Below are 24,592 nucleotides of genomic sequence, written 5' to 3'. Positions count from 1 at the left end.
ATTTGTATCCATTCTTCCAACGCTACTTTGTAAAAGGTTTGACTATCGGTGGTGTGAAAGAATAGTGCTTATTGAGAAAGAACATTTCTCAGTTCCCAACTTCCCTTGTGTGAAGTTAATACTCTTCGAAAATCTCTTCAAACCGCGTCAACGTCGCCTTGCCGTAGGTATGGTTACTGACTTCGTCAGTTCTATCCACAACCTCAAAACACTGTTTTGAGCAACCTGCGGCTAGCTTCCTAGTTTGCTCTTTGCTTTTCATTGAGTATTAGAACATACAAAGGAGGTCGTCATGGACAATATCATCGATGTGTCAATTCCCGTTGCAGAAGTGGTGGACAAGCATCCAGAAGTCTTGGAAATTCTAGTGGAGTTGGGTTTTAAACCCCTTGCCAATCCCTTAATGCGCAACACAGTCGGTCGCAAGGTATCGCTCAAACAAGGTTCTAAGCTGGAAGGAACTCCTATGGACAAGACTGTACGCACACTGGAAGCGAATGGCTACGAAGTGATTGGATTAGACTAATGACAGATGAACGGATTCATATCCTACGGGATATTTTGTTAGAATTGCACAATGGCGCCTCTCCTGAGTCGGTTCAAGAGCGCTTTGATGCGACCTTTACGGGCGTGTCAGCCATCGAGATTTCCCTTATGGAGCACGAGCTGATGAACTCGGACTCGGGCGTCACTTTTGAAGATGTTATGGAACTCTGTGATGTCCATGCTAATCTTTTTAAAAATGCTATCAAAGGTGTCGAAGTTTTAGATACCGAACACCCTGGGCACCCAGTTCGTGTCTTTAAGGAAGAAAATTTGGCCCTCCGTGCAGCTTTGATTCGCATTCGTAGATTGTTAGATACCTATGAGTTGATGGAAGACGAGGAAATGCTTGCGGAGATGCGCAAGGGCTTGGTGCGTCAGATGGGACTTGTGGGGCAATTTGACATCCATTACCAACGTAAAGAAGAACTCTTCTTTCCTATCATGGAGCGCTATGGACACGATTCACCTCCCAAAGTTATGTGGGGAGTGGATGATCAGATTAGGGAACTCTTTCAAACAGCTCTAACGACAGCCAAGTCACTACCAGAAGTGTCAATTAGCAGTGTAAAGGAAGCTTTTGAAGCTTTTGCGACAGAGTTTGAAAGTATGATTTTCAAGGAAGAGTCCATCCTCCTCATGATTCTCCTTGAGTCTTTTACTCAGGATGACTGGCTTCAGATTGCGGAGGAGAGCGATGCCTATGGCTATGCCATCATCCGTCCGTCAGAGAAATGGGTGCCAGAACGACAGAGCTTTATTGAGGAAAAGATTGCAGAGGAGCCTGTACAGCTAGATACGGCAGAAGGTCAAGTTCAACAAGTCATAGATACGCCAGAAGGCTATTTTACCATTACCTTTACCCCTAAGGAAAAGGAAGCTGTGCTGGACCGCCATAGTCAACAGGCTTTTGGTAATGGCTATCTTTCAGTCGAGCAGGCCAATCTCATCCTCAATCATCTCCCTATGGAGATTACCTTTGTCAATAAAGAAGATATTTTCCAGTATTACAATGACAATACGCCAGCTGATGAGATGATTTTCAAACGGACGCCGTCCCAAGTCGGGCGCAATGTCGAACTCTGTCATCCGCCTAAGTATTTGGACAAGGTCAAGGCTATCATGAAGGGACTTCGTGAGGGGACCAAGGACAAGTATGAAATGTGGTTCAAGTCTGAGTCGCGAGGTAAGTTTGTCCACATCACCTATGCTGCAGTACACGATGAAAACGGAGAATTCCAAGGTGTACTGGAATACGTTCAGGATATCCATCCCTACCGTGAGATTGATACGGACTATTTCCGTGGATTAGAATAAGGAGAAAAAATGAGTTACGAACAAGAATTTATGAAGGAATTTGAAGCTTGGGTCAATACCCAAATCATGATTAACGACATGGCGCACAAGGAAAGCCAAAAAGTTTACGAAGAAGACCAGGACGAGCGTGCCAAAGATGCCATGATTCGCTACGAGAGTCGCTTGGATGCTTATCTGTTCTTGCTTGGTAAGTTTGAAAACTTCAAAGTAGGCAAGGGATTCCATGATTTGCCAGAAGGCTTGTTTGGTGAGCGAAATTATTAAACGAGAAAGATTCTTGATTTTTCACTAAAATCTTGATAGAATGTTTATGTTAAATCCTTGTCAGAGCAGGGATTTTTTATTGAAAGGATTTTATCATGTCAAAGAAACTCAATCGTAAAAAACAATTGCGAAATGGCCTCCGTCGCGCAGGTGCCTTTTCAAGTACTGTGACTAAGGTTGTAGATGAGACAAAAAAAGTCGTGAAGCGTGCAGAACAGTCAGCAAGCGCAGCTGGTAAGGCTGTTTCTAAAAAAGTTGAACAAGCAGTAGAAGCTACCAAAGAGCAAGCTCAAAAAGTAGTTAATTCTGTAGAAGATTTTGCAGCAAATTTGGGTGGACTTCCACTTGATCGTGCCAAGACTTTCTATGATGAAGGAATCAAGTCTGCTTCAGATTTCAAAAACTGGACTGAAAAAGAACTCCTTGCCTTGAAAGGAATCGGCCCAGCTACCATCAAGAAATTGAAAGAAAATGGCATCAAGTTCAAGTAATTTTTCTTTAGTCTTGCATTTCCGAGAAAAACTTGCTACAATAGAGCCATTAGAGGTGTTTTGAATCCCACATTTTACAGAAAGTGGCGGCGCTGAGAAGTCCACAAATGTGTCAAAACTGGTTGCTAATGACTGAAAAAATGAAATATTTCTGTCTTTTTATTTTAAAGACTAAAGATGCGGGCTTGGCCCGAAATTGGGTGGTACCGCGGATAAACACATTCGTCCCTGTCATGTAGATGGCAGGGATTTTCTTTTGCGTCTTAGTCAAAGGAGCTTGTTATGAAGCAATCTTTTAAAACAAGTAAACTCTATTATGGTTTTCCTATCTTCATTTTGGGGTATCAGGATCAGAATTTTGGACACAATATTACGACCTGTAGCTCCTCTTATAGCTTGGGAGATTGGCTAGCCATTGGTGTTGGTGCTGAGGAAAATGCGGCTGAGCAAATCAAGCATTACCAGAAGTTTACTGTGAATATTCCTGATGAAAATCTCATGCTCGAGATGGAGCAGGCTGGTTTTATCAGTCATAGAGAGAAATTGAAACACCTGGGGCTAGACTACGAGATTTCTGAACGGACTCAGGCACCGATTTTAGAGGTTTGTCCAGTCGTGTTAGAATGTCAGGTAGATAGGATTGATGAGGAAGAGGGAATTTGTCATATTTTCGCTAAGATTGTTGAGCGATTTGTTGACCCAGAACTTTTGGATGAAAAGGGACATTTTAGAAATGACCGTTTTGCACCTACTTACTTTATGGGGATGGCCACCAGCGCGTTTATCGCTATTTAGATGACCGAGTAGACCCTATGGGGAGCTTCATTAAGAAAGCGAGGATGAAGGATGTCAAGAGCTGAATTACCAGAACGATTAGAAACCGAACGACTCGTCCTACGAGTTCGTACAGTGGCAGATGCTGAGGATATCCATACCTACGCTAGTTTGCCAGAGGTCGCCTATCCAGCAGGTTTTCCTCCAGTCAAGACCTTGGAAGATGAGATTTATTATCTGGAGCACATTCTTCCGGAGCGTAATCAAAAGGAAAATCTCCCAGCAGGCTACGGGATTGTCGTCAAAGGAACGGATAAGATCGTTGGCTCTGTCGATTTCAACCATCGCCATGAAGATGATGTGCTGGAAATCGGTTATACCTTACACCCAGACTATTGGGGGCGAGGTTATGTGCCAGAAGCAGCGCTTGCCTTGATTGACTTAGCCTTTAAAGATTTGGGTCTTCACAAGATTGAACTAACTTGCTTTGGATATAACCTTCAAAGTAAACGAGTCGCGGAAAAGCTTGGCTTTACCCTCGAAGCTCGCATAAGAGACCGAAAGGATGTTCAAGGAAACCGCTGTGACAGTCTGATATATGGCTTGCTGAAGAGCGAGTGGGAGGTGATTTGATGCATCTTTTCATCATTGGTGCTCCAGCATCAGGAAAAATGACCATTGGTCAAGAATTATCTCGACTGACGGATGCTACCCTATTTTATAACCATCAAGCCATTGATTTTGCACTAGAAATCTATCAGGACTATACAGAGGAAATGTGGGAATTTGTTCGTGGAATCACTTTTTCATTCCTTGGAGCAAGTGCAAGAAATCAGCGATCAGTAATTTTAACAGATGTAATTGATTTTTCAAATCAGTATCAGCTGATGTATTTAAAGCAAATTCAGAATTTGTTGGATGATTATCATCAAGAGATTCTTTTTGTTGAGTTGGAAACAAGTCTTGAAGAGTGCATACGTCGAAATCGAACGGAGAATCGATTAAAGCACAAACCCTTAAAACGGCATATTGAGGTATCTGAAAGAGAAATTTTAGAGACCGCTGAAACACTTCAATTAAATTCCCAATATCAACCGAATGAGTTGCACCACTACTTTAAAATAAATAATACGAATTTGTCTGCAGAAGAAGCTGCTAAGCAAATTCAAAATAAAATGAATACAATAGAGAAAGGACACACACATATCTAAACAACTTCATGAAGACGTTCTCAAGACTCAAGAAGTTCAAAAGTCTCAATCTTTTTCGTTCGTGATTCCTACCACCAAATGTAACTGGAAAACTCTACCTTAATCGCGCTTGGAGTACACCCTTCAAAGTAAACGAATCACAAAGAAACTGGGATTTCCCATTTAAGCCTGTATCCGAGGTCGTAAGAATATCCAATACAGCAGAGGTAGAGTTTGATTTATTGAAGAATGAGTTAGAGGAGAAAATAGATGGCTAAAAAGAAAAATAGAAAAAAGAATTAAACCGCCAGCAAAAGTTGGATATCAAAGTCGTTTCTGAAGAAGAGGTTGTCTGGACAGAACTACTGGCTAAAAAACCAACTTTTGTAGAACGTCGGACCATTCAAAATTTCGATGAACTACATACAACAGTGATGCAATATGCTGATGAACATGGAGAGTATCCAGATGTTCAGCTAATCAATTACCAACTGAAAAATAGGATTTTTGATTAGAATCAGGATCATGCTTTATTTAGAGAAGCTATGCATACTCCAAATACACAGAAGCGAAATGAACTGTTAAAACAAGTTTTAAAGATCAATCCAGATTATTTTGCTGCTGATTTTCACCCATTCTTATCAGAGGTTGAAGATTTTGATTTACCAACCTTTAGATTAGATTTAGGAGGCAAAGATTGAAATTAATGTATTATTTTAATACTGACAATAGATTGAAGAATCTTTTTGCTCAAACTTGGAAAATACTTATGTATGCGCTAACGTATTTTCCAATAATATCTCTAATTGTATTCTGTCTTACCGATTTTAAATTAGTTATAATTTTACAATTTGCCTTGATACTAATATATGTGTTTAACTATAAAAATCGATTTAATAAGTTTAGAGTTTTTCTTACTAAAAGTACTAAATCTTTAGCTTTTATGAACGCATGGGATGGAATATTTTGCGGAATCTTGACTTACATTCTTTATAACCTAAATCTAGTTGAATCAACTTTAATCAACTTATCTCAATATTTTTTTATTAATTATGGCATAAGTAAAAATCACATAAATAACTGGATTATCATTGTAATACTTTTAATATTACCATTTGTATTATCTGTTATAAAAACTGTAGGATCAATCAAGATATTTCAAAAAGTTAATAAAATAGATATCGTAAAGGGAAAGACACTGTGGAATGTATATGCCACGATGCTTATTATTTCGTTTTTATGGTATTATATCTATATTTATTACTTTATTTCTAAAGCTATTGATTTTCATTCCGATTTAATAACTGACATTTTTATATTTAATTCATTTATTGCGCTTTATTTAATATTCTGGTGGAGAATTCATAATCTAATTAGACATGGTGCAAAAGATACCAAAGAAGTAATAGCATCATGGCTAACTGGAACAATCTGTATATTGTTGTTAGCAATATTTAATCAAGTTGAAAATGAATTAATAAATGCTTTAACCTGGTTTTTGCCAATATTAATTCCTAGTCTAATTGGAGAAATAAATTCTCAATTCGATACAAAAAAACATAAGAAAAAACCAATAAGAACTGAGAAAATGGATAGACACCTCTATCGAACTCAACTATATGGTTTTCTTACTCTATTAATGTTGAGTATTATTCCAAAGTTAACCGAAATTATTTGGGGTTTAAAGATTAAGATGAAATTGGTCGAATTTATAACTCCCGCAGCTGATTGGATGTCTGAATTATTTGCCTCAACTATAATTATTTTCGTTTGTTTCATATTATCATTAGTTATTGGGAAGGCTATAATTTGGTTATTACAGTATTTCTATTTAAACACCCATAATGGATATTACGTGTATCGTGACAACATGCACAGTGTATTAATAAATCGTAGATATAAAAGAAATATTCATAAAAGGAGAAAAAATAATGTCTAATCAACTTTCACCTAAATACACTCCATCCTATGTTTAGGCTGGTCGTTACAAAAATGCCTTGATACGGATGTTTTCAAGCCGGCAGGAGATCAAAAGGCTAAGCCTTATTCAATCGTGATTCCCACCACCAAATGTAACTGGAAAAAACTTTACCTTAGTCACGCTTGGGGGATAACTTTCAAAGTAAACGAATCACAAAGAAACTGAGATTTCCCATTCAAGCCTGTAGCTGAGTCCCAAAGGATATCTAAGCCAGTTGAGTCGGGTCTATTGAAGAATGAGTTAGAGGAGAAAATAGATGGCTAAAAAGAAAAATAGAAAAAAAGAATTAAAACGCCAGCAAAAGTTGGATATCAAAATTATTTCTGAAGAAGAGGCTGCTTGGACAGAAATAATGGCTAAAAAACCAACTTTTGTAGAACGTCGACAAATTCAAAATTTCGATGAACTACATACAGCAGTGATGCAATATGCTGATGAACATGGAGAGTATCCAGATGTCCAGCTAATCAATTACCAACTAAAAAATAGGACTTTTGATTGGAATCAGGATCACGCTTTATTTAGAGAAGCTATGCATACTCCAAATACACAAAAGCGAAATAAACTGTTAAAGCAAGTTTTAAAGATCAATCCAGATTATTTTGCGGCTGATTTTCACTTATTCTTATCAGAAGTTAAAGATTTTGATTTACCAACCTTTAAAAAAGTACTGGATTTTGAAGTTCTAGTTTTAGAAAAATGGAAAATGAACGGATACAATAGTTGGAATTATTTTGAAGCTCGCCCTATCCTGTCTGCTCTGATGTTTCTGATTGAATATTATATGACAGAAAAATTTTACTTTAAGGCTTTGGACTTGGTTAACTTATACTTAAGTAAGCGACCAGAACGTTTTCCTCCTAATTTTGTCTTCTGTATGCTTTCCTTGTATCATATTACTGGTCAGGAATTAAAGGTTGAACGTTTCTATTGTGAAGAATTAAATAAAGGAAAGCGGGATGATACCATCCTTATTCATGCCATCATCTCTGCTTTTTCTCAAGGAAAAATTGAGGAAGCCAGTCAGCTATTTGCAAAATTAGTGGAAATCAATGATGAAGCTGTTGAATTCTTCATAGAGAAAGACTGGCAATTCAATATTTTAGACATTGAAGAACAAGAATGCTATTGTCCAAATTCAGTTGAATCGCTACAAGCTAGTTTGTATCCTCTGCTTGACTATTTACAAGAAAATATTATCTTAACAGAATTTTTAACAAAAGAAGCCAAGAAATTCCGTCGTAAACCAGTATTTTCGAATCATTCCAGTGTGTTAAGAAATCTATCCCAGGTTACAGACTGGTACTCCTTTATGAGCGAGGAAAAAATGAAGGGAATCCGGATGGATCTTGTTCGCATCTTTGTTGAAAATGGGATTCGTACATCTTCAGATTTCAAAAAATGGACTGAAAAAGAAGTTCTCGCTTTGAAGGGAATTGGTCCTGTAACCGTTAAAAAGCTGAAAGAAAACGGCATAAAGTTTAAGAAAGAGAAGTAATTGTTTATGGAAGGGGGGAGGTGAAATTGTCTTGAATGAAATTTCTAATTTCATCCTGTATACTACACCAAATGGCGACGTTCAGCTAGATATCCTTTTACAAGATGAAAATCTTTGGTTGACTCAAAAAGGTCTTGCAGAGCTCTTTGGAGTTGAACGAAGTGTCATTACAAAGCACTTAAAAAACATTTATGATAGTGGTGAGTTGGATAAGGTGTCAACTTGTGCAAAATTTGCACAGGTTCAACAAGAGGGAAATAGAACTGTCCGACGTGAACTTGAATATTACAATCTGGATGCTATCATTTCAGTTGGCTATCGCGTAAATTCCAGCAAGGCTACTCAATTTAGAATTTGGGCAACCAAGACCTTGAAAGAATTTATCATCAAAGGTTTTGTTTTGAATGATGAACGCTTGAAACAAGGACAGACAGTTTTCGGACAAGATTATTTCCGTGAACTTTTAGAACGAATTCGCTCTATTCGTTCTAGCGAGCGCCGAATCTATCAACAAATTACGGATATCTTTGCCGAATGTGCCATAGATTATGATCGAAACTCGGATATTACTAAAAACTTCTATGCTATGGTGCAAAATAAATTTCATTATGCAATTACTGGAAGTACGGCTGCAGAAATTATCTATCAGCAAGCTGATGCTAGTAAAGAAAAAATGGGATTAACTACTTGGAAACATGCACCTGATGGACGAGTGCTCAAATCAGATGTAACGGTAGTCAAAAATTATTTGCAAGAAAAAGAAATTCGACAACTAGAGCGAACTGTTACAGCCTATTTTGATTATATCGAGGGTTTAGTTGAGCGCCGTAATACGTTTACAATGCGAGGATTGGCAGATAGTATTGATCGCTTTCTATCCTTTAATGAATATGAAATCTTAGAAGGAAAAGGAAGCATTTCCAAGAAACAAGCAGACTCAAAAGCCATCCAAGAGTATGAAAAATTTAACCGAACTCAAAAAATTATATCGGACTTTGATAAACATATTCTGAAGATAATGAGAGAAAGTTAATGTAAAATTTTTATACAGTTTCTTTTTTACTAATAGAAGATACTGAAAAAATCAGATGTGCTGAATCAAGGCATATCTTCTACATACTAATTTTATTTAAAGATATTAACTAGAAAGGACACACACATGTCTAAAGAACTTTCACCTAAATACAATCCAGCCGAGGTTGAGGCTGGTCGTTACCAAAAATGGCTTGACGCTGATGTTTTCAAGCCTTCAGGAGATCAAAAGGCTAAGCCTTATTCAATCGTCATTCCGCCACCAAACGTAACTGGGAAACTTCACCTTGGTCACGCTTGGGATACGACTTTGCAAGATATCATCATCCGTCAAAAACGCATGCAAGGCTTTGATACCCTTTGGCTTCCAGGTATGGATCACGCTGGGATTGCCACTCAGGCTAAGGTTGAGGAGCGCTTGCGTGGAGAAGGCATTACACGTTATGACCTAGGTCGTAAAAAATTCCTCGACAAGGTCTGGAAATGGAAAGACGAATATGCCACTACTATCAAGGAACAATGGGGTAAGATGGGGCTCTCTGTAGACTACTCTCGTGAGCGTTTCACTCTTGACGAAGGTTTGTCAAAAGCTGTTCGTAAGGTCTTTGTGGACCTTTACAAGAAAGGGTGGATCTATCGTGGTGAATTCATCATCAACTGGGACCCAGCTGCACGCACAGCCCTTTCTGATATTGAAGTTATCCACAAGGATATCGAAGGTGCCTTCTACCACATGAACTACATGCTGGAAGACGGATCTCGCGCCCTTGAAGTTGCGACCACTCGTCCTGAGACCATGTTTGGGGACGTTGCGGTTGCGGTCAATCCAGAAGACCCACGCTACAAGGACTTGATCGGTAAAAACGTCGTCCTTCCAATCGCTAATAAATTGATCCCAATCGTTGGTGATGAGCACGCAGATCCTGAGTTTGGTACTGGTGTCGTGAAAATTACACCTGCCCACGATCCAAACGACTTCTTGGTTGGTCAACGTCACAACTTGCCACAAGTCAATGTTATGAACGACGACGGTACTATGAATGACTTAGCCTTCGAATTTGCAGGCATGGACCGTTTTGAAGCTCGTAAGGCAGTCGTTGCTAAGTTGGAAGAAATCGGTGCCCTCGTTAAAATTGAAAAACGTGTCCACAGTGTTGGTCACTCAGAGCGTACTGGTGTTGTGGTTGAACCACGCTTGTCTACTCAATGGTTCGTCAAGATGGACCATTTGGCTAAGAACGCCATTGCCAACCAAGACACAGAGGACAAGGTTGAATTCTACCCACCTCGTTTCAACGATACCTTCCTCCGATGGATGGAAAATGTCCACGACTGGGTAATCTCTCGTCAGCTCTGGTGGGGTCACCAAATCCCTGCTTGGTACAATGCTGAGGGTGAAATGTACGTTGGCGAAGAAGCTCCAGAAGGTGACGGATGGACTCAGGACGAAGACGTCTTGGATACTTGGTTCAGTTCTGCCCTTTGGCCATTCTCAACTATGGGCTGGCCTGATGTCGACTCAGCAGACTTCAAACGTTACTTCCCAACTTCAACCTTGGTAACAGGTTACGACATCATCTTCTTCTGGGTGTCTCGTATGATCTTCCAGTCATTGGAATTCACAGGCCGTCAACCATTCCAAAACGTGCTTATCCACGGTCTCATTCGTGACGAGCAAGGACGCAAGATGTCTAAGTCTCTCGGTAACGGGATTGACCCAATGGATGTCATCGAGAAATACGGTGCCGATGCCCTTCGTTGGTTCCTTTCAAACGGTTCTGCACCAGGTCAAGACGTCCGCTTCTCTTACGAGAAAATGGATGCCTCATGGAACTTCATTAACAAGATCTGGAACATCTCTCGCTACATCCTCATGAACAATGAAGGCTTGACCCTTGAGCAAGCAACTGCCAATGTGGAAAAAGTTGACAACAAGGAAGCTGGAAATGTCACAGATCGCTGGATTCTCCACAACCTCAATGAAACCATCGGAAAAGCAACTGCCAACTTTGACAAGTTTGAGTTTGGTGTGGCTGGACACATCCTCTACAACTTCATCTGGGATGAGTTTGCGGACTGGTATGTTGAGTTGACCAAGGAAGTCCTTTATAGTGACAACGAAGAAGAGAAAGTCATCACGCGTTCTGTTCTCCTTTATACTTTGGATAAGATTCTTCGTCTCCTTCACCCGATCATGCCATTCGTGACAGAGGAAATCTTTGGACAAATCTCAGAAGGCTCTATCGTGACAGCTGCATACCCAACTGTTAATCTAGCCTTTGAAGACCTTGCGGCTCACACTGGTGTGGAAAGTCTCAAAGACTTGATCCGTGCTGTTCGTAATGCGCGTGCGGAAGTAAACGTAGCACCAAGTAAGCCAATCACAATCCTTGTTAAGACTAGCGATAGTGACTTGGAAGCCTTCTTTAACAGCAATGTCAACTACATCAAACGTTTCACAAATCCAGAACACTTGGAAATTGCATCAAACATCCCTGCACCTGAACTCGCAATGTCAAGCGTCATCACAGGAGCAGAAATCTACTTGCCACTGGCAGACCTCCTCAATGTCGAAGAAGAACTGGCTCGTCTCGACAAGGAACTGGCTAAATGGCAAAAAGAACTAGATATGGTGGGCAAGAAACTCTCTAACGAACGCTTCGTCGCCAATGCTAAACCAGAAGTCGTCCAAAAAGAACGCGACAAACAAGCCGACTACCAAGCCAAATACGACGCGACAGTTGCACGTATTGATGATATGAAGAAGTTGGTGAAGTAGTGTGAAGTGAGATATACTTGGAAGATGATTTACACCTCACACCTGCTTTTTTATGTAGTTTGTGTTAAACTGATAGTACTGCCTCCATGGTGAAAGGAGAATATATATGAAACTAACAATAGAAAATATAGGTAATGTAAAGAATGCAGAAATTGAAATAAATGGAATTTCAGTTATTGCAGGTCAAAATGGCACTGGAAAAAGTACAATAAGTCGTTCTTTATTTTCAATATTTAGTGCCAATTATGATGTTATAAAAAAAATTTCTAACGATCGAACTAAAGCAATTAATGATTTTTTAGAAGACTATCTCTCTGATATCGAAATGAATCGTAAAAATAATTCTGAAATAGGGATTGCTAGAAGAATCGTTCCGAGTTTCCTTTATACAGAATTGACAAAAATCATTTCAAAAAATTTATTGATATTTCTTGATAAAAATTATAGTGAACATAATAATGAATCCCTTAAGAAGAGTATCATTGAATCAATTAATGAATTCAATAAACGAAATTCAAAATACTTTGTATTAAATATTAAGGATTTGGACCTAAATGTTTTATCTGAAAATATAAAAGAAATTCTATCTCAGTCAGACCAATCTATCTTTAACCAAATTTTAACTGCTCATTTAACTGATGAATTTCATAATCAAATAAATAATATATACGACCCATTGACAGGACTAATTTCTTTAAGAATAAAAGATGAACAAATAAATGTTGAAGTTAACAAAAATAGAGCTACTGCAGATAAATTGATAAATTTTAAAACAGATGTAGTATACATAGATGATGCTGCTGCAATAGTTGAAAATTTATTTTCAACTAAATTTTTAAATAAATTTTCAACTAAATTTTTAAATGAATTTTTAAATAAAATTGATTTAAAATTGGATCATAATGCTCATTTAATGGAGCAGCTTAGAGATGAAAGAAACAACACTTACACATTACGAGCTAAGATAACTGACAGATTAAATTTGGTGTTTAATGAAATAAATCATATATTGAAGACTGATATTGTTAATAGTTCAGAAGATGAGGAAGATGAAAAAAAACTTAATATAATCAATTATTCTTCAGGTATGAAAACGTTCTATTTAATTAAATCTCTTTTAGAAAATGGTGTGATTAGAGAAAATGGGACACTCATTTTAGATGAACCAGAAGTCCATTTACATCCAGAATGGCAATTGAAATTTGCTGAAATTATAGTATTACTTCAGAAAGAATTTGGATTACATATCTTAATCAATTCCCATAGTCCTTATTTAGTTGAAGCGATTGATATATTTAGCAAAAAAAATGATACAAATGATTCTGTTAAGTATTATCTTGCTAATAGTTCTATTGAAGATGTTACTGACTCGATTGATAAGATTTATGAGCAAATGTATGTTCCTTTAAATCGCCTTGAGGAGCTAGCGGAGGATTTTGATGGTGAGTAAAATAATTTTCTCTATATTACATGATTTTAATATTAGATTTTCTGAATGTCGTAGCGATATTAAAACCTGCTCATATGATTCTGATTCTAACTATAATTTGGTAAACTCTAAATATACTTGTTATAATTTTGATAAGATTTCAGAAATTATTTTTAAAAAACATAGCTTTGATAAATGGCAATCTGTAGATACAATTCTGCCTCTTCTTCCTGTAGATGCTGATAGTAAATTATATTTAATAGAGTTTAAGAATTCAAAAAATATTCCATATGCTAACGTTAGAGCTAAAATATTATCGAGTTTGTTCCTACTAGAAAATTTTTATGGATTGCAAAAAACTGATTATAAAAAAATAGTGACAGTTACTGTAGTTAAATCACAAAAAGGTAAAAGACATTTAAATGAAATTAGACAACATCAGGCAAAAATAAGTGGTAAGTCACCTTATAAAGTTGAAAATTTTAGGGCTTTAGAAGATTTTTATGGAATTGAATCTTTTAAATATCCCCCTGAAAAATTTATAGAATTTATAGAGAATAATAATTTAGTCAGTTAAAATTAAAATACTAAAATTTTATAGCTTTGATTAAAAACCAGCTCACTACACAACAACCCCTCTAAGTTCGAACCGCTCTGAGAAGTACAACATTGCAGTTTCTTCTCAGGTGTTGGGGGATTTGAACAAACCAACGAGTTCAGAGTGGTGTATCCTATGAGTTTGATAAGTATGCAAGCTAGAATTATTCATTTAATCAAACCATTCATCCAAAAGGCATTACAAATGAGTGCATGGGATGTTGAGTATAACTCTTTTATTACTTCTTCATAGAACTTATTATGAATGTTTTTTATAGTTCACCCCAATTTCACCATTTACCGATGACACAGAAAAACAATTGAAAGGATATTTCTATGCAACCAACTTACAACATTGACAACCCAAACTTGTCTTATGAAGCTAAGCGTGACTTATGGCGGATAGGTTTTGGTCTGCAGAAAGTTGACAATCTAGTGCCATCAGCGTATATGGAATCTTTGGCTGAGAAACAGTCCCGGGGTGAACTGACTTACGAGCAGGTTTATGAGGATGCAACGGCTTATCACCATACTATTGATGCAAGTACGGAAGAGGCAGACTTGGTTTCTCTACGTATTGTAGAACTATTGTCTCGAAGAGGCTTTAGCTTTAGTCCTGCGACCTTACTTGCTATTCATAAGGAGTTGTTTCAAGATATATTTGAACCCTCTATTCCGGTGGGGCAATTTCGTCAGACCAATATCACAAAGAATGAACCTGTTTTGAATGGTGAAAGTGTTGTGTACTCTGATTACTCCATGATTCAAATGACCTTGGATTATGATTTTAATCAGGAAAAACAAGTTGCATATGCGACACTAACTCAGGCGGATGTGGTTAAACAAATCCAGCATTTTATTTCAGGAATCTGGCAGATTCATCCATTTCGCGAAGGAAACACTCGGACAGTAACGGTCTTTTTGATTCAGTATCTTCGTGAGTTTGGTTTTGATATTGATAATACACCATTTCAGCAACATGCCAAGTATTTTCGTGATGCCTTGGTATTAGATAATGCAAAGATTTTACAGCGACGTCCTGAGTTTTTAACAGCTTTTTTTGAAAATCTCTTGCTCGGTGGTCAAAATGATTTGTCTTCAGAAAAAATGTATCTAGATTTAGACCTCGATTTTTCATAATCCTAATACTGAGTAAACATTGAATTTTAGGAAAAAATGAAGCAAATATTCTCACAAGAAAACGTATATCATCAAAGTTTTAGGTCACTTGATAATATGCGTTTTTTGAATTTTATAGACTGCTCGTTTAAACTCTATTTACCTCGTACATTCCGGAGCGAGACGGAATATTAGCCACATACAAAATGAGTACTATTAGGATTTTATTTTCGTGTACAATTTCAGCTATTCTTGTTATAATCAGCCTATAGGAATCAAGGAGGTGATTGTTATGGCTGTTTTTGTGTCTTTGGATGGAATTGTGGTAGAAGTACTTGATGTCTTTTCTTCTTTTAATGGGGATAGTGAGTTTTTCTTGTGTAAACGTCTTAAAGACAAGAGTCAGTTTGTTATGGAACGCTCTCGGTTCGAGGAGATGTTCCAACTTCAAAGTAGTCACTTGACGACGCAAGAAAAATTACAATTGTTTACCTCCGTGTTTGCTGGCCGTTTTGATGTTTATGCTAAGAGTTTTATCAATGATCAAGGGAAAATTCAGTATTTTCCATCCTATGATTATGGTTGGAAGCAGTTGTCACCTGAAAAACGGAGTTTCCAGACATTGACGGATTCCGTTTTGAAATCTCATTTTCGTGGGGAGACAGCTATCGGTATCTTTCCTATGCACTTAGATGATAGCTGTTATTTTTTGGTACTTGATTTGGATGAAGGAGATTGGAAAGAAGCTGGTTTAACCATTCGAAGAATAGCCAGGGAACGCCAGATGGAAGCCCATTTAGAGATTTCTCGTTCGGGTCACGGACTCCATATTTGGTTCTTCTTTGAGGAAGCGATTCCGAGTCGAGAGGCTCGCTTGTTTGGAAAGAAACTGTTAGAACTGGCAATGCAGGAAAGTATGCAACTGTCCTTTGATTCTTTTGATCGCATGTTTCCAAATCAGGATGTTCTTCCTAAAGGTGGATTTGGTAATTTGATTGCCCTTCCTTTTCAAGGAGAAGCTTATCATCAAGGGCGAACGGTCTTTGTGGATGAACAGTTTCAGCCTTATGAAGACCAATGGAGGTATCTACAAGAAATTCAGAGGGTTTCAACTGCTAAAGTGGCACTGTTAATCCAAGAGGAGTTAGGTAAGGAAGAATTGGATAAGGAGTTGAAGGTCGTCTTATCCAATATGATCCAACTTGAAAAATCGTCTGTGACACCCAAGACACTGTTTTTCTTGAAAAATATGGCTTCATTTTCTAATCCCGAATTTTATTTAAAGCAGGCTATGCGACAGCCAACCTATCAAATTCCTGAGCGAATGTATTTATTTGGAGAATCCGATCATTATTTATGGCTGCCAAGAGGTTTGCTGTATCCATTGCAAGATAAATTTAATACTCTTCGAAAATCTCTTCAAACCACGTCAGCTTCGCCTTGCCGTACTCAAGTACTGCCTACGGCTAGCTTCCTAGTTTGCTCTTTGATTTTCATTGAGTATGAGCAGGGATCTGTGGAAGATAGGAGAAAGGTACAAAGGTCTATTAGAGTGGAATTTAAGGGAGAACTCACTTTTGAGCAAGAGTTAGCCCTGTCAGATATGACTTCTAAAGAAAATGGTTTACTTCATGCGGAGACCGGTTTTGGAAAGACCGTTTTAGGTGCTGCTCTTATCTCTGAACGGAAAACAAAAACAATTATCCTAGTTCATAATAGGCAACTCTTAGACCAATGGCTGGATCGTTTAAACCATTTTTTGACTTTCGAAGAGGAAGAAGCTACCCGTTATACGGCATCAGGTCGTGAAAAGGTAATAGGCTATGTTGGGCAGTACGGTGGGACTAAGAAATGGCTGAGTAAACTGGTTGATGTTGTTATGATTCAATCTCTATTTAAGTTGGAAAATAGTCAAAGTCTTTTGGATGAGTATGAGATGATGATTGTGGATGAGTGTCATCATGTCTCTGCCTTGATGTTTGAAAAAGTTGTTGCTCAGTTTAGAGGGAAGTATCTTTACGGTTTGACGGCTACGCCTGAGCGTAAGAATGGTCATGAGCCTATTGTTTTTCAGAGAATTGGTGAGATACTCCATACTGCTGATAAGAGGGAAACGGATTTTAAACGGCAATTGCAATTAAGATTCACTTCTTTTGGTCATTTGGAGATTGAAAAGACCAAAGCAAGTAATTTTATACAGCTTAGTGATTGGATTGCTACTGACTCAGTGAGGAATCAGTTGATTCTCAAGGATATTCTAGCCCAAGTGGCAGAAGGGCGGAATATCTTGGTTTTAGTCAATCGAATTCAACAGATAGATGTCTTTGAAAAGTTATTGAAAGAGAAAGAGATTGACGATTTTTATATTATTAGTGGAAAAACCAAAGTCCGAGAGAGAACAAGTTTACTAGAAACGCTAGAACAGCTAGATAAAGGGTTTGTTTTATTGTCTACTGGAAAATACATTGGCGAAGGTTTTGACTTACCTCAGCTAGACACGCTTATCTTGGCAGCACCCTTTTCTTGGAAAAATAATTTGATTCAGTACGCTGGTCGGATTCATAGAAACTACAAGGATAAGTCTTTGGTACGGATTTTCGATTATGTGGATATTCATGTTCCTTATTTAGAAAAGATGTTTCAGAAACGACAAGTAGCTTATCGCAAGATGGATTATCGTGCCATTGAGGGTGAGGAGAAACAATTCGTTTATGTTGATAGTAGATATGAAAATGTGTTTAGGGAGGACTTAGCAGGGGAAAGACAGGAATGTATGCTTATTTTACCTTATGTGCACCAGACAAAACTGATGAATTTTTTAAAAGAATTTAGGATTAGTCAAATTGAGATATGTATACCAGAGACGGTTGCAAATAAAGCATGGCTAGACCAGTTGAAGAGCAAGAAAATTAAAGTATCTTTTACTCAATCAAAAATAGTCACGCCTATTCTTTTGGTGAATAAGACTATTGTTTGGTATGGTGCAATGCCATTATTAGGGAAGGTAGATGAAATGACCATATTACGTTTGGAATCAGCTAGTATAGTTTCTGAACTAGTGGCAGGTTTACGATAGAGAAAATTTTTAAAAATTTCTATGTATGATTTTCATTTCTTTAGTGAGACTGTTGCCATTATCACATTCGAATCACACAAAATAAAAAAATTTCTACAAGTACTTGACAAATAGATTGAAATATCATAAAATGAAAATGGTTACAGAGTTATTAATTATTTAAGCTTCATGTCACCATTAAAAATTGAAATAAAAGGATGTTATCACTAATACAAGTGAGCAGGAACCTATTTAATCACATCGGAAGAAGTTTCTTGATGTTTTTAAGTAGGTTCCTTTTATTTTAAAAGGGAAATTTATGATCATAAAACGAATACTAAACCACAATGCTGTAATTGCGCAAAGTAAAAAAGATATCGATATTCTTCTTTTTGGAAGGGGAATAGCTTTTGGAAGAAAAATTGGAGATAAAGTAAATCCAATTGATATTGAGAAAAGTTTTTTTCTCAAAAATAGAGATAATATGACCCGTTTTACAGAGATGTTTATTAACGTTCCTTTGGAGTTGGTGTACATCACCGAAAAAAATAATTAACCTATGTAAAATAACATTAGGTAATAATTTTGATGAGATTATCTATATAAATCTAACGGATCATATTTCTTCGAGTATAGAACGTTATAAAGAAGGAGTTATTATTTCGAATCCCCTACGCTGGGAAATCTCGAAATATTATAAAGAAGAATTTGAGCTTGGGAAAAGGGCTTTACAAATAATAAAAAAAGAGTTAGGTATTGAACTTCCAATTGATGAAGCTGCATTCATAGCGCTACATTTTGTTAATGCTAATTTAGAAAATAATTTTCAAGAGTCGTATAAAATCACTGAAATAATTATGGGAATTGAGAAAATCATTCAAGATTTCTATTGTACTGAGTTTAACCAAGATTCTATTGATTATTATAGATTCATAACTCATATAAAATTATTTGCCCATCGCTTGGTTGAAAATACAACTTATTGTGACGATGATGATGAAGACTTGTTAGCATTAATGAAAAATAAATATCCTAGAGAATATGAATGTGGTGAACAGGTGGCAATGTTTATACAAACTGAGTACAATTATTTGCTGACTTCTAGTGAATTAGTTTATTTGATGGCTCATATTCGTCGTTTAACAAAAAATTTAGATTAATAGAATAGGAGAATACCATGAGTTATAAAGATACAGTACAAAAAATCCTCGATGTAATTGGAGGCGAAAAAAATGTCAATAGAGTTACCCATTGTGTAACACGTTTAAGATTAGAATTAAAAGATGAAAATTTAGTCAATGATGATGATGTGAAGAAGATACCAGGTGTAATAGGTATTATGAAAAAGAATGGGCAATATCAAATTATACTTGGTAATGATGTAGCCAATTATTATAAAGAATTCATTAAACTTGGCAATTTTGAAACAGATTCAGTTGATCAAGGGCACAAAGGGAATATTTTAGAAAGAATCATTGAATATATCGCTGGTTCCATGACTCCAATCATTCCAGCAATGTTAGGGGGAGGTATGCTGAAAGCCTTGGTAATTATTTTACCAATGCTTGGTATATTGCAATCAGATTCTCAGACTATTGCTTTTTTGACATTTTTTGGGGATGCTCCATATTATTTCTTACCGCTGTTATTAGCTTATTCTGCATCACAAAAATTAAAAGTAACATCTACATTAGCTATGTCTGTAGCAGGTGTACTTCTCCATCCAAATTTTGTTCAAATGGTGCAATCAGGGAATCCTCTTAGTTTATTTGGTGTACCTGTGACACCAGCTAGTTATGGTTCGTCAGTCGTTCCAATTCTTATTATGGTTTGGTTGATGAAATATATTGAAAAAATGATTGCTAAATTAACACCAGCTGTTACTAAGAGTTTTTTGCAACCTACGCTAGTATTATTAGTATCAAGCTGTATTGCCTTAGTTGTAGTCGGACCTATTGGAGTAATTGTTGGTGAAGGATTATCAAATCTAGTTGGGCAAATGTATGGTGTAGCTGGATGGCTTACATTAGCTATTCTTGGCGCTATTATGCCATTTATTGTTATGACTGGAATGCATTGGGCTTTTGCACCTATTTTTTTGGCGGCATCTATTGCTACTCCAGACGTATTAATTCTTCCAGCAATGTTAGGGTCAAACTTAGCTCAAGGGGCTGCTTCGATGGCTGTTGCATTAAAGAGTAAAAATAATAATACAAAACAAATTGCTTTTGCAGCAGGTTTCTCAGCCTTACTTGCAGGGATTACCGAACCTGCATTATATGGTGTGACTTTAAAATATAAAAAACCGCTTTATGCAGCTATGATTGGTGGTGGATTAGCGGGATTATTTGCAGGTCTTACTAGTGTTAAAGCATATCTATTTGCTGTCCCAGCTTTGATAGCGTTGCCTCAATTTATTTATTCTGATGTGCCATCAAATATTGTAAATGCTTTAATTGTGGCAGTCATTTCGGTTGTTATTACCTTTGTATTAGCTTATATATTTGGAATCGATGAAGAAGGGAGTTCTAGCAATTTAGAAGTTGAAGTTGGAGTTTCAAATAAAAAAATGATATTTTCTCCTATATCAGGAGAAATCATTCCGTTAAGCGATGTCCAGGATAAAACATTTTCAGATAAACTAATTGGAGACGGAGTAGCGATTATCCCAAGTGAGGGTAAGGTTTATGCACCATTTGATGGGAAAATTACAAATATTTTTCCGACTAAGCACGCAATTGGATTGAAGAGTGATGAGGGTGTTGAGTTACTAATTCATATTGGATTAGATACTGTTGAGCTAAAAGGTCAAGGTTTTATTAGTCATGTAGAAGAAGGAGATAGAGTTTTTAAAAATCAGTTGATTTTTGAAATGGACTTAAATTTAATCAAGACTAAAGGCTACGAAACAGTTACACCAGTGATTGTAACGAATACCAATGATTTTCTAGATGTATTAGTATTACCTAATAATCAGACAATCGAGCATTCTAAGGAATTACTGGTAATATTATAATGGAGGAAAGTTATGACCATTTTTCCAGATGATTTTCTTTGGGGTGGAGCGGTTGCAGCTAATCAAGTAGAGGGAGCATATAATGAAGATGGTAAGGGCTTATCAGTTCAGGATGTGTTACCCAAAGGTGGATTAGGAGAAGCAACAGAAAATCCTACAGAAGATAACTTAAAACTGTTAGGTATTGATTTTTATCATAAATATAAGGAAGATATATCCTTGTTTTCTGAAATGGGCTTTAATGTTTTTCGTACTTCTATTGCATGGAGTAGAATTTTTCCAAAAGGAGATGAAGAAGAACCTAACGAAGCTGGTTTGAAATATTATGATGAATTGTTTGATGAACTACATGCTCACGGGATAGAGCCACTTGTAACTCTTTCACACTATGAGACTCCATTATATTTAGCAAGAAAATATCATGGATGGGTTGATAGGAGAATGATTCATTTTTATGAAAAATTTGCTCGAACAGTTTTAGAAAGGTATAAAGATAAAGTTAAATATTGGCTTACATTTAACGAAGTAAACTCTGTTTTGGAATTACCGTTTACTAGTGGAGGAATAGATATACCTAAGGAGAATCTTTCGAAACAAGAATTATATCAAGCTATACATCATGAATTAGTCGCCTCGAGTTTGGTTACAAAAATTGCTCGTGAGATTCATTCAGAGTTTAAGGTGGGGTGTATGGTATTAGCTATGCCAGCTTATCCAATGACTCCAAATCCAAAAGATGTATGGGCGACTCATGAGTATGAGAATCTAAATTATCTATTTTCAGATGTGCATGTTAGAGGTTATTATCCGAATTATGCAAAAAGATATTTTAAGGAACATGACATTAACATAGAGTTTGCAGCTGAAGATGCAGAGTTATTAAAAAATTATACTGTAGATTTTTTATCCTTTAGCTATTACATGAGTGTGACTCAATCTGCTCTTCCAACACAGTATAATTCAGGAGAAGGGAATATTATTGGTGGTTTAGTAAATCCTTATTTAGAGTCTTCAGAGTGGGGATGGCAAATTGATCCAATTGGACTACGTATAATTTTAAATAGATATTATGACCGTTATCAAATTCCATTATTTATAGTGGAAAACGGATTAGGTGCTAAAGATCAACTAATAAAAGATGAATTTAATAACTTAACAGTCCAAGATGATTATAGAATTCAGTATATGAAAGAACATTTATTGCAAGTAGCTGAAGCTCTACAAGATGGTGTGGAAATTATGGGCTATACGTCTTGGGGATGTATTGACTGCGTTTCTATGTCCACTGCACAGCTTTCTAAGAGGTACGGTCTCATTTATGTTGATCGAAATGATGATGGAAATGGCACATTCAATCGATATAAGAAAATGTCCTTTACTTGGTATAAAGGAGTGATTGAATCAAATGGAGAATCCTTATTCAAATAGTTTGTTTATTGATGATTAGATATTATCACGGTTAAGGCAACATCTCATTAAATATAAAATAAAGAGGTTTGGAAGACATCAAATTCTAAACCTCTTTATTTTATAGGGGGATTAATTAATTTAATTTTGTTACAAAAATTATAAATAGTTAATTTAGATAAATTGTTTATATAAATTTAGATAAGAATAAGCTAACAAGCAGAAGTAAGATAGGTCTTGCAAGAATGGTAAAAATCTGATAAACTAAGTAGTAATTGAATAGGAATCTGAAAGACTAGTAGCCCAAGGGAAGTATATCAGGGAGGAGAGCCGTGACTGCAAGCTCTCTATATGAAAGCTGGGTGAATTCACTTGCGCATGGATTTAGAAATGAAGGTCTGACTTGTCAGATGAAAACGGATGGTACCGCGTGTCAACGCTCCGAGTGGAGTTTTTGGCATGTGGTTTTCTTTTTATCTACGAGCGACTGATGGAGGAATTATGTCAACTATTGAAGAACAATTAAAAGCGCTTCGTGAAGAAACGCTGGCTAGCTTGAAGCAGATTACTGCTGAAAATGAAAAAGAGATGCAAGATTTGCGTGTCTCTGTCCTTGGTAAAAAGGGTTCGCTCACTGAAATACTCAAAGGGATGAAAGATGTTTCTGCTGAGATGCGTCCAATCATTGGGAAACACGTCAATGAAGCTCGTGATGTCTTGACAGCAGCTTTTGAAGAAACTGCTAAGCTCTTGGAAGAAAAGAAAGTTGCAGCTCAATTAGCAAGCGAGAGTATCGATGTGACCCTTCCAGGTCGTCCAGTTGCGACTGGTCACCGTCACGTTTTGACACAAACTAGTGAAGAAATCGAAGATATCTTCATTGGGATGGGTTACCAAGTCGTGGATGGTTTTGAAGTGGAGCAAGACTACTATAACTTTGAACGTATGAACCTTCCCAAAGACCACCCAGCCCGTGATATGCAGGACACATTCTATATCACAGAAGAAATCTTACTCCGTACTCACACGTCTCCAGTTCAAGCGCGTGCTATGGATGCCCATGATTTCTCTAAAGGTCCTTTGAAAATGATCTCACCAGGGCGTGTGTTCCGTCGCGATACGGACGATGCGACCCACAGTCACCAATTCCACCAAATCGAAGGCTTGGTAGTTGGGAAAAATATCTCTATGGCTGACCTTCAAGGAACCCTTCAGTTGATTGTGCAAAAAATGTTCGGTGAAGAGCGTCAAATCCGTCTGCGCCCCTCTTACTTCCCATTCACAGAGCCATCTGTTGAGGTGGATGTTTCTTGCTTCAAGTGTGGTGGAGAAGGCTGTAACGTATGTAAGAAAACAGGTTGGATCGAAATTATGGGGGCCGGTATGGTTCACCCACGTGTCCTTGAAATGAGTGGTATCGATGCGACTGTTTACTCTGGATTTGCCTTTGGTCTTGGACAAGAGCGTGTAGCCATGCTCCGTTACGGAATCAACGATATCCGTGGATTCTACCAAGGAGATGTCCGCTTCTCAGAGCAGTTTAAATAATGATTAGAAAAGTAGAAATGGTAGATGTTGAGGTGTTGGCTAAAATTGCCAAACAAACCTTTCGTGAAACCTTTGCTCATGATAATACGGAAGAGCAGTTACAGGAATACTTTGAAGAGGCTTATAGTCTGAGAGTTTTATCAACTGAGTTGGAAAATCCTGACTCCGAAACCTATTTCATTATGCATGAAGAGGAGATAGCTGGTTTTCTCAAAGTCAACTGGGGAAGTGCTCAAACTGAGAGAGAATTAGAGGACGCTTTTGAAATTCAACGCCTCTATGTGCTACAAAAATTCCAAGGATTTGGACTAGGTAAGCAACTGTTTGAATTTGCTCTTGAACTTGCTACAAAAAATAGTTTTTCTTGGGCTTGGTTAGGTGTTTGGGAGCATAATACAAAAGCTCAAGCGTTTTATAATCGATATGGTTTTGAAAAATTTAGCCAACATCATTTTATGGTTGGTCAAAAAGTAGATACGGATTGGTTACTGCGAAAGAAATTAAGGTAAGAAGAGGATTCTTCTATTGAAATGATAGGAAAGGAAAAGAACC

At 37.1% G+C, this 24,592-nt stretch carries 21 protein-coding genes and 2 pseudogenes; 22 read left to right on the top strand and 1 reads right to left on the bottom strand.

The features are described from left to right. Positions 1-115: 115 nt before the first annotated feature. Positions 116-262 carry a hypothetical protein gene (locus HT729_RS04840; protein WP_172931740.1) on the bottom strand — a complete coding sequence of 49 codons (147 nt, stop codon included), beginning with the start codon at positions 260-262 and terminating at the stop codon, positions 116-118. Between the two features lie 30 nt (positions 263-292). On the opposite strand from HT729_RS04840, the gene HT729_RS04835 reads away from it, so the two are divergent. The 22 genes and pseudogenes from HT729_RS04835 (at position 293) to HT729_RS04725 (ending at position 24,549) form a co-directional block, all read left to right on the top strand. Next, positions 293-526: a DUF1858 domain-containing protein gene (locus tag HT729_RS04835; RefSeq protein WP_172926105.1), complete on the top strand. Its 234-nt coding sequence runs from the start codon at positions 293-295 to the stop codon at positions 524-526. After that, positions 526-1,860: a DUF438 domain-containing protein gene (locus HT729_RS04830; protein ID WP_172926104.1), complete on the top strand. Its 1,335-nt coding sequence runs from the start codon at positions 526-528 to the stop codon at positions 1,858-1,860. The genes HT729_RS04835 and HT729_RS04830 overlap by 1 nt, the downstream gene beginning before the upstream one ends. A 9-nt stretch (positions 1,861-1,869) precedes the next feature. Further along, on the top strand, positions 1,870-2,124 hold the full coding sequence (locus tag HT729_RS04825) for a DUF1912 family protein (protein WP_023933271.1): 255 nt from the start codon (positions 1,870-1,872) through the stop codon (positions 2,122-2,124). A 95-nt stretch (positions 2,125-2,219) separates the two neighbouring features. Beyond that, positions 2,220-2,615 (top strand): helix-hairpin-helix domain-containing protein, encoded by a 396-nt coding sequence (locus HT729_RS04820; protein ID WP_050136464.1) that lies wholly within the window; start codon positions 2,220-2,222, stop codon positions 2,613-2,615. A 282-nt stretch (positions 2,616-2,897) separates the two neighbouring features. Further along, positions 2,898-3,475 (top strand): annotated as a pseudogene (locus HT729_RS04815) (flavin reductase family protein). Continuing rightward, positions 3,462-4,022 carry a GNAT family protein gene (locus HT729_RS04810; RefSeq protein WP_023933266.1) on the top strand — a complete coding sequence of 187 codons (561 nt, stop codon included), beginning with the start codon at positions 3,462-3,464 and terminating at the stop codon, positions 4,020-4,022. The pseudogene HT729_RS04815 and the gene HT729_RS04810 overlap by 14 nt, the downstream one beginning before the upstream one ends. After that, positions 4,022-4,600 (top strand): AAA family ATPase, encoded by a 579-nt coding sequence (locus HT729_RS04805; protein ID WP_031222973.1) that lies wholly within the window; start codon positions 4,022-4,024, stop codon positions 4,598-4,600. The genes HT729_RS04810 and HT729_RS04805 overlap by 1 nt, the downstream gene beginning before the upstream one ends. A 296-nt stretch (positions 4,601-4,896) precedes the next feature. Further along, the gene (locus HT729_RS04800) at positions 4,897-5,094 is read left to right on the top strand and encodes a hypothetical protein (RefSeq protein ID WP_007284866.1); all 198 of its coding nucleotides are present in this window, start codon (positions 4,897-4,899) and stop codon (positions 5,092-5,094) included. A gap of 30 nt (positions 5,095-5,124) precedes the next feature. Further along, positions 5,125-5,280 carry a hypothetical protein gene (locus HT729_RS04795; protein ID WP_004237269.1) on the top strand — a complete coding sequence of 52 codons (156 nt, stop codon included), beginning with the start codon at positions 5,125-5,127 and terminating at the stop codon, positions 5,278-5,280. 5 nt (positions 5,281-5,285) lie between these two features. Then, complete coding sequence (locus HT729_RS04790) at positions 5,286-6,518, top strand: beta-carotene 15,15'-monooxygenase (RefSeq protein ID WP_172931741.1); 1,233 nt, start codon at positions 5,286-5,288, stop codon at positions 6,516-6,518. A 298-nt stretch (positions 6,519-6,816) separates the two neighbouring features. After that, positions 6,817-8,058: a hypothetical protein gene (locus tag HT729_RS04785; RefSeq protein WP_001085116.1), complete on the top strand. Its 1,242-nt coding sequence runs from the start codon at positions 6,817-6,819 to the stop codon at positions 8,056-8,058. Between the two features lie 31 nt (positions 8,059-8,089). Further along, on the top strand, positions 8,090-9,091 hold the full coding sequence (locus HT729_RS04780; protein WP_138699868.1) for a virulence RhuM family protein: 1,002 nt from the start codon (positions 8,090-8,092) through the stop codon (positions 9,089-9,091). Between the two features lie 126 nt (positions 9,092-9,217). Next, the gene (locus tag HT729_RS04775) at positions 9,218-11,869 is read left to right on the top strand and encodes a valine--tRNA ligase (protein ID WP_172931739.1); all 2,652 of its coding nucleotides are present in this window, start codon (positions 9,218-9,220) and stop codon (positions 11,867-11,869) included. Between the two features lie 106 nt (positions 11,870-11,975). Continuing rightward, positions 11,976-13,319 (top strand): AAA family ATPase, encoded by a 1,344-nt coding sequence (locus HT729_RS04770; protein ID WP_000778677.1) that lies wholly within the window; start codon positions 11,976-11,978, stop codon positions 13,317-13,319. Beyond that, complete coding sequence (locus HT729_RS04765; protein ID WP_000253751.1) at positions 13,309-13,875, top strand: hypothetical protein; 567 nt, start codon at positions 13,309-13,311, stop codon at positions 13,873-13,875. The genes HT729_RS04770 and HT729_RS04765 overlap by 11 nt, the downstream gene beginning before the upstream one ends. A gap of 356 nt (positions 13,876-14,231) precedes the next feature. After that, positions 14,232-15,035 carry a Fic/DOC family protein gene (locus tag HT729_RS04760; protein WP_023936623.1) on the top strand — a complete coding sequence of 268 codons (804 nt, stop codon included), beginning with the start codon at positions 14,232-14,234 and terminating at the stop codon, positions 15,033-15,035. A 271-nt stretch (positions 15,036-15,306) separates the two neighbouring features. Beyond that, positions 15,307-18,090 carry a DEAD/DEAH box helicase family protein gene (locus tag HT729_RS11980; protein WP_240164417.1) on the top strand — a complete coding sequence of 928 codons (2,784 nt, stop codon included), beginning with the start codon at positions 15,307-15,309 and terminating at the stop codon, positions 18,088-18,090. Positions 18,091-18,388: 298 nt separating this feature from the next. Further along, positions 18,389-19,229 (top strand): annotated as a pseudogene (locus HT729_RS04745) (PRD domain-containing protein). 17 nt (positions 19,230-19,246) lie between these two features. Continuing rightward, complete coding sequence (locus HT729_RS04740; protein WP_172931738.1) at positions 19,247-21,085, top strand: beta-glucoside-specific PTS transporter subunit IIABC; 1,839 nt, start codon at positions 19,247-19,249, stop codon at positions 21,083-21,085. A gap of 12 nt (positions 21,086-21,097) precedes the next feature. Then, positions 21,098-22,513: a glycoside hydrolase family 1 protein gene (locus HT729_RS04735; RefSeq protein WP_138702185.1), complete on the top strand. Its 1,416-nt coding sequence runs from the start codon at positions 21,098-21,100 to the stop codon at positions 22,511-22,513. 480 nt (positions 22,514-22,993) lie between these two features. Beyond that, entirely contained in the window at positions 22,994-24,040 is a 1,047-nt protein-coding gene (gene pheS, locus HT729_RS04730) for a phenylalanine--tRNA ligase subunit alpha (RefSeq protein WP_000103743.1), read from the top strand. Then, a complete protein-coding gene (locus tag HT729_RS04725; RefSeq protein ID WP_172930820.1) occupies positions 24,040-24,549 on the top strand; it encodes an N-acetyltransferase in 510 nt (169 codons plus the stop codon). The genes pheS and HT729_RS04725 overlap by 1 nt, the downstream gene beginning before the upstream one ends. Positions 24,550-24,592 lie beyond the last annotated feature (43 nt).

This window comes from Streptococcus sp. 79, from assembly GCF_013277425.1.
Lineage (GTDB): Bacteria > Bacillota > Bacilli > Lactobacillales > Streptococcaceae > Streptococcus > Streptococcus pseudopneumoniae.
The sequence above is the reverse complement of the archived record's forward strand: the minus strand, read 5'-3'. Positions and strand labels throughout refer to the sequence as shown.

Excerpts from the sequence above, each read along its gene's own strand:
- HT729_RS11980 (WP_240164417.1), top strand. The coding sequence starts at position 15,307 with ATGGCTGTTTTTGTGTCTTTGGATGGAATTGTGGTAGAAGTACTTGAT.
- HT729_RS04825 (WP_023933271.1), top strand. The coding sequence starts at position 1,870 with ATGAGTTACGAACAAGAATTTATGAAGGAATTTGAAGCTTGGGTCAAT.
- HT729_RS04770 (WP_000778677.1), top strand. The coding sequence starts at position 11,976 with ATGAAACTAACAATAGAAAATATAGGTAATGTAAAGAATGCAGAAATT.
- HT729_RS04805 (WP_031222973.1), top strand. The coding sequence starts at position 4,022 with ATGCATCTTTTCATCATTGGTGCTCCAGCATCAGGAAAAATGACCATT.
- HT729_RS04785 (WP_001085116.1), top strand. The coding sequence starts at position 6,817 with ATGGCTAAAAAGAAAAATAGAAAAAAAGAATTAAAACGCCAGCAAAAG.
- HT729_RS04740 (WP_172931738.1), top strand. The coding sequence starts at position 19,247 with ATGAGTTATAAAGATACAGTACAAAAAATCCTCGATGTAATTGGAGGC.
- HT729_RS04735 (WP_138702185.1), top strand. The coding sequence starts at position 21,098 with ATGACCATTTTTCCAGATGATTTTCTTTGGGGTGGAGCGGTTGCAGCT.
- HT729_RS04790 (WP_172931741.1), top strand. The coding sequence starts at position 5,286 with ATGTATTATTTTAATACTGACAATAGATTGAAGAATCTTTTTGCTCAA.
- HT729_RS04835 (WP_172926105.1), top strand. The coding sequence starts at position 293 with ATGGACAATATCATCGATGTGTCAATTCCCGTTGCAGAAGTGGTGGAC.
- HT729_RS04775 (WP_172931739.1), top strand. The coding sequence starts at position 9,218 with ATGTCTAAAGAACTTTCACCTAAATACAATCCAGCCGAGGTTGAGGCT.
- HT729_RS04760 (WP_023936623.1), top strand. The coding sequence starts at position 14,232 with ATGCAACCAACTTACAACATTGACAACCCAAACTTGTCTTATGAAGCT.
- HT729_RS04840 (WP_172931740.1), bottom strand. The coding sequence starts at position 262 with ATGAAAAGCAAAGAGCAAACTAGGAAGCTAGCCGCAGGTTGCTCAAAA.
- HT729_RS04765 (WP_000253751.1), top strand. The coding sequence starts at position 13,309 with ATGGTGAGTAAAATAATTTTCTCTATATTACATGATTTTAATATTAGA.
- HT729_RS04830 (WP_172926104.1), top strand. The coding sequence starts at position 526 with ATGACAGATGAACGGATTCATATCCTACGGGATATTTTGTTAGAATTG.
- HT729_RS04820 (WP_050136464.1), top strand. The coding sequence starts at position 2,220 with ATGTCAAAGAAACTCAATCGTAAAAAACAATTGCGAAATGGCCTCCGT.
- HT729_RS04795 (WP_004237269.1), top strand. The coding sequence starts at position 5,125 with ATGCATACTCCAAATACACAGAAGCGAAATGAACTGTTAAAACAAGTT.
- HT729_RS04725 (WP_172930820.1), top strand. The coding sequence starts at position 24,040 with ATGATTAGAAAAGTAGAAATGGTAGATGTTGAGGTGTTGGCTAAAATT.
- pheS (WP_000103743.1), top strand. The coding sequence starts at position 22,994 with ATGTCAACTATTGAAGAACAATTAAAAGCGCTTCGTGAAGAAACGCTG.
- HT729_RS04810 (WP_023933266.1), top strand. The coding sequence starts at position 3,462 with ATGTCAAGAGCTGAATTACCAGAACGATTAGAAACCGAACGACTCGTC.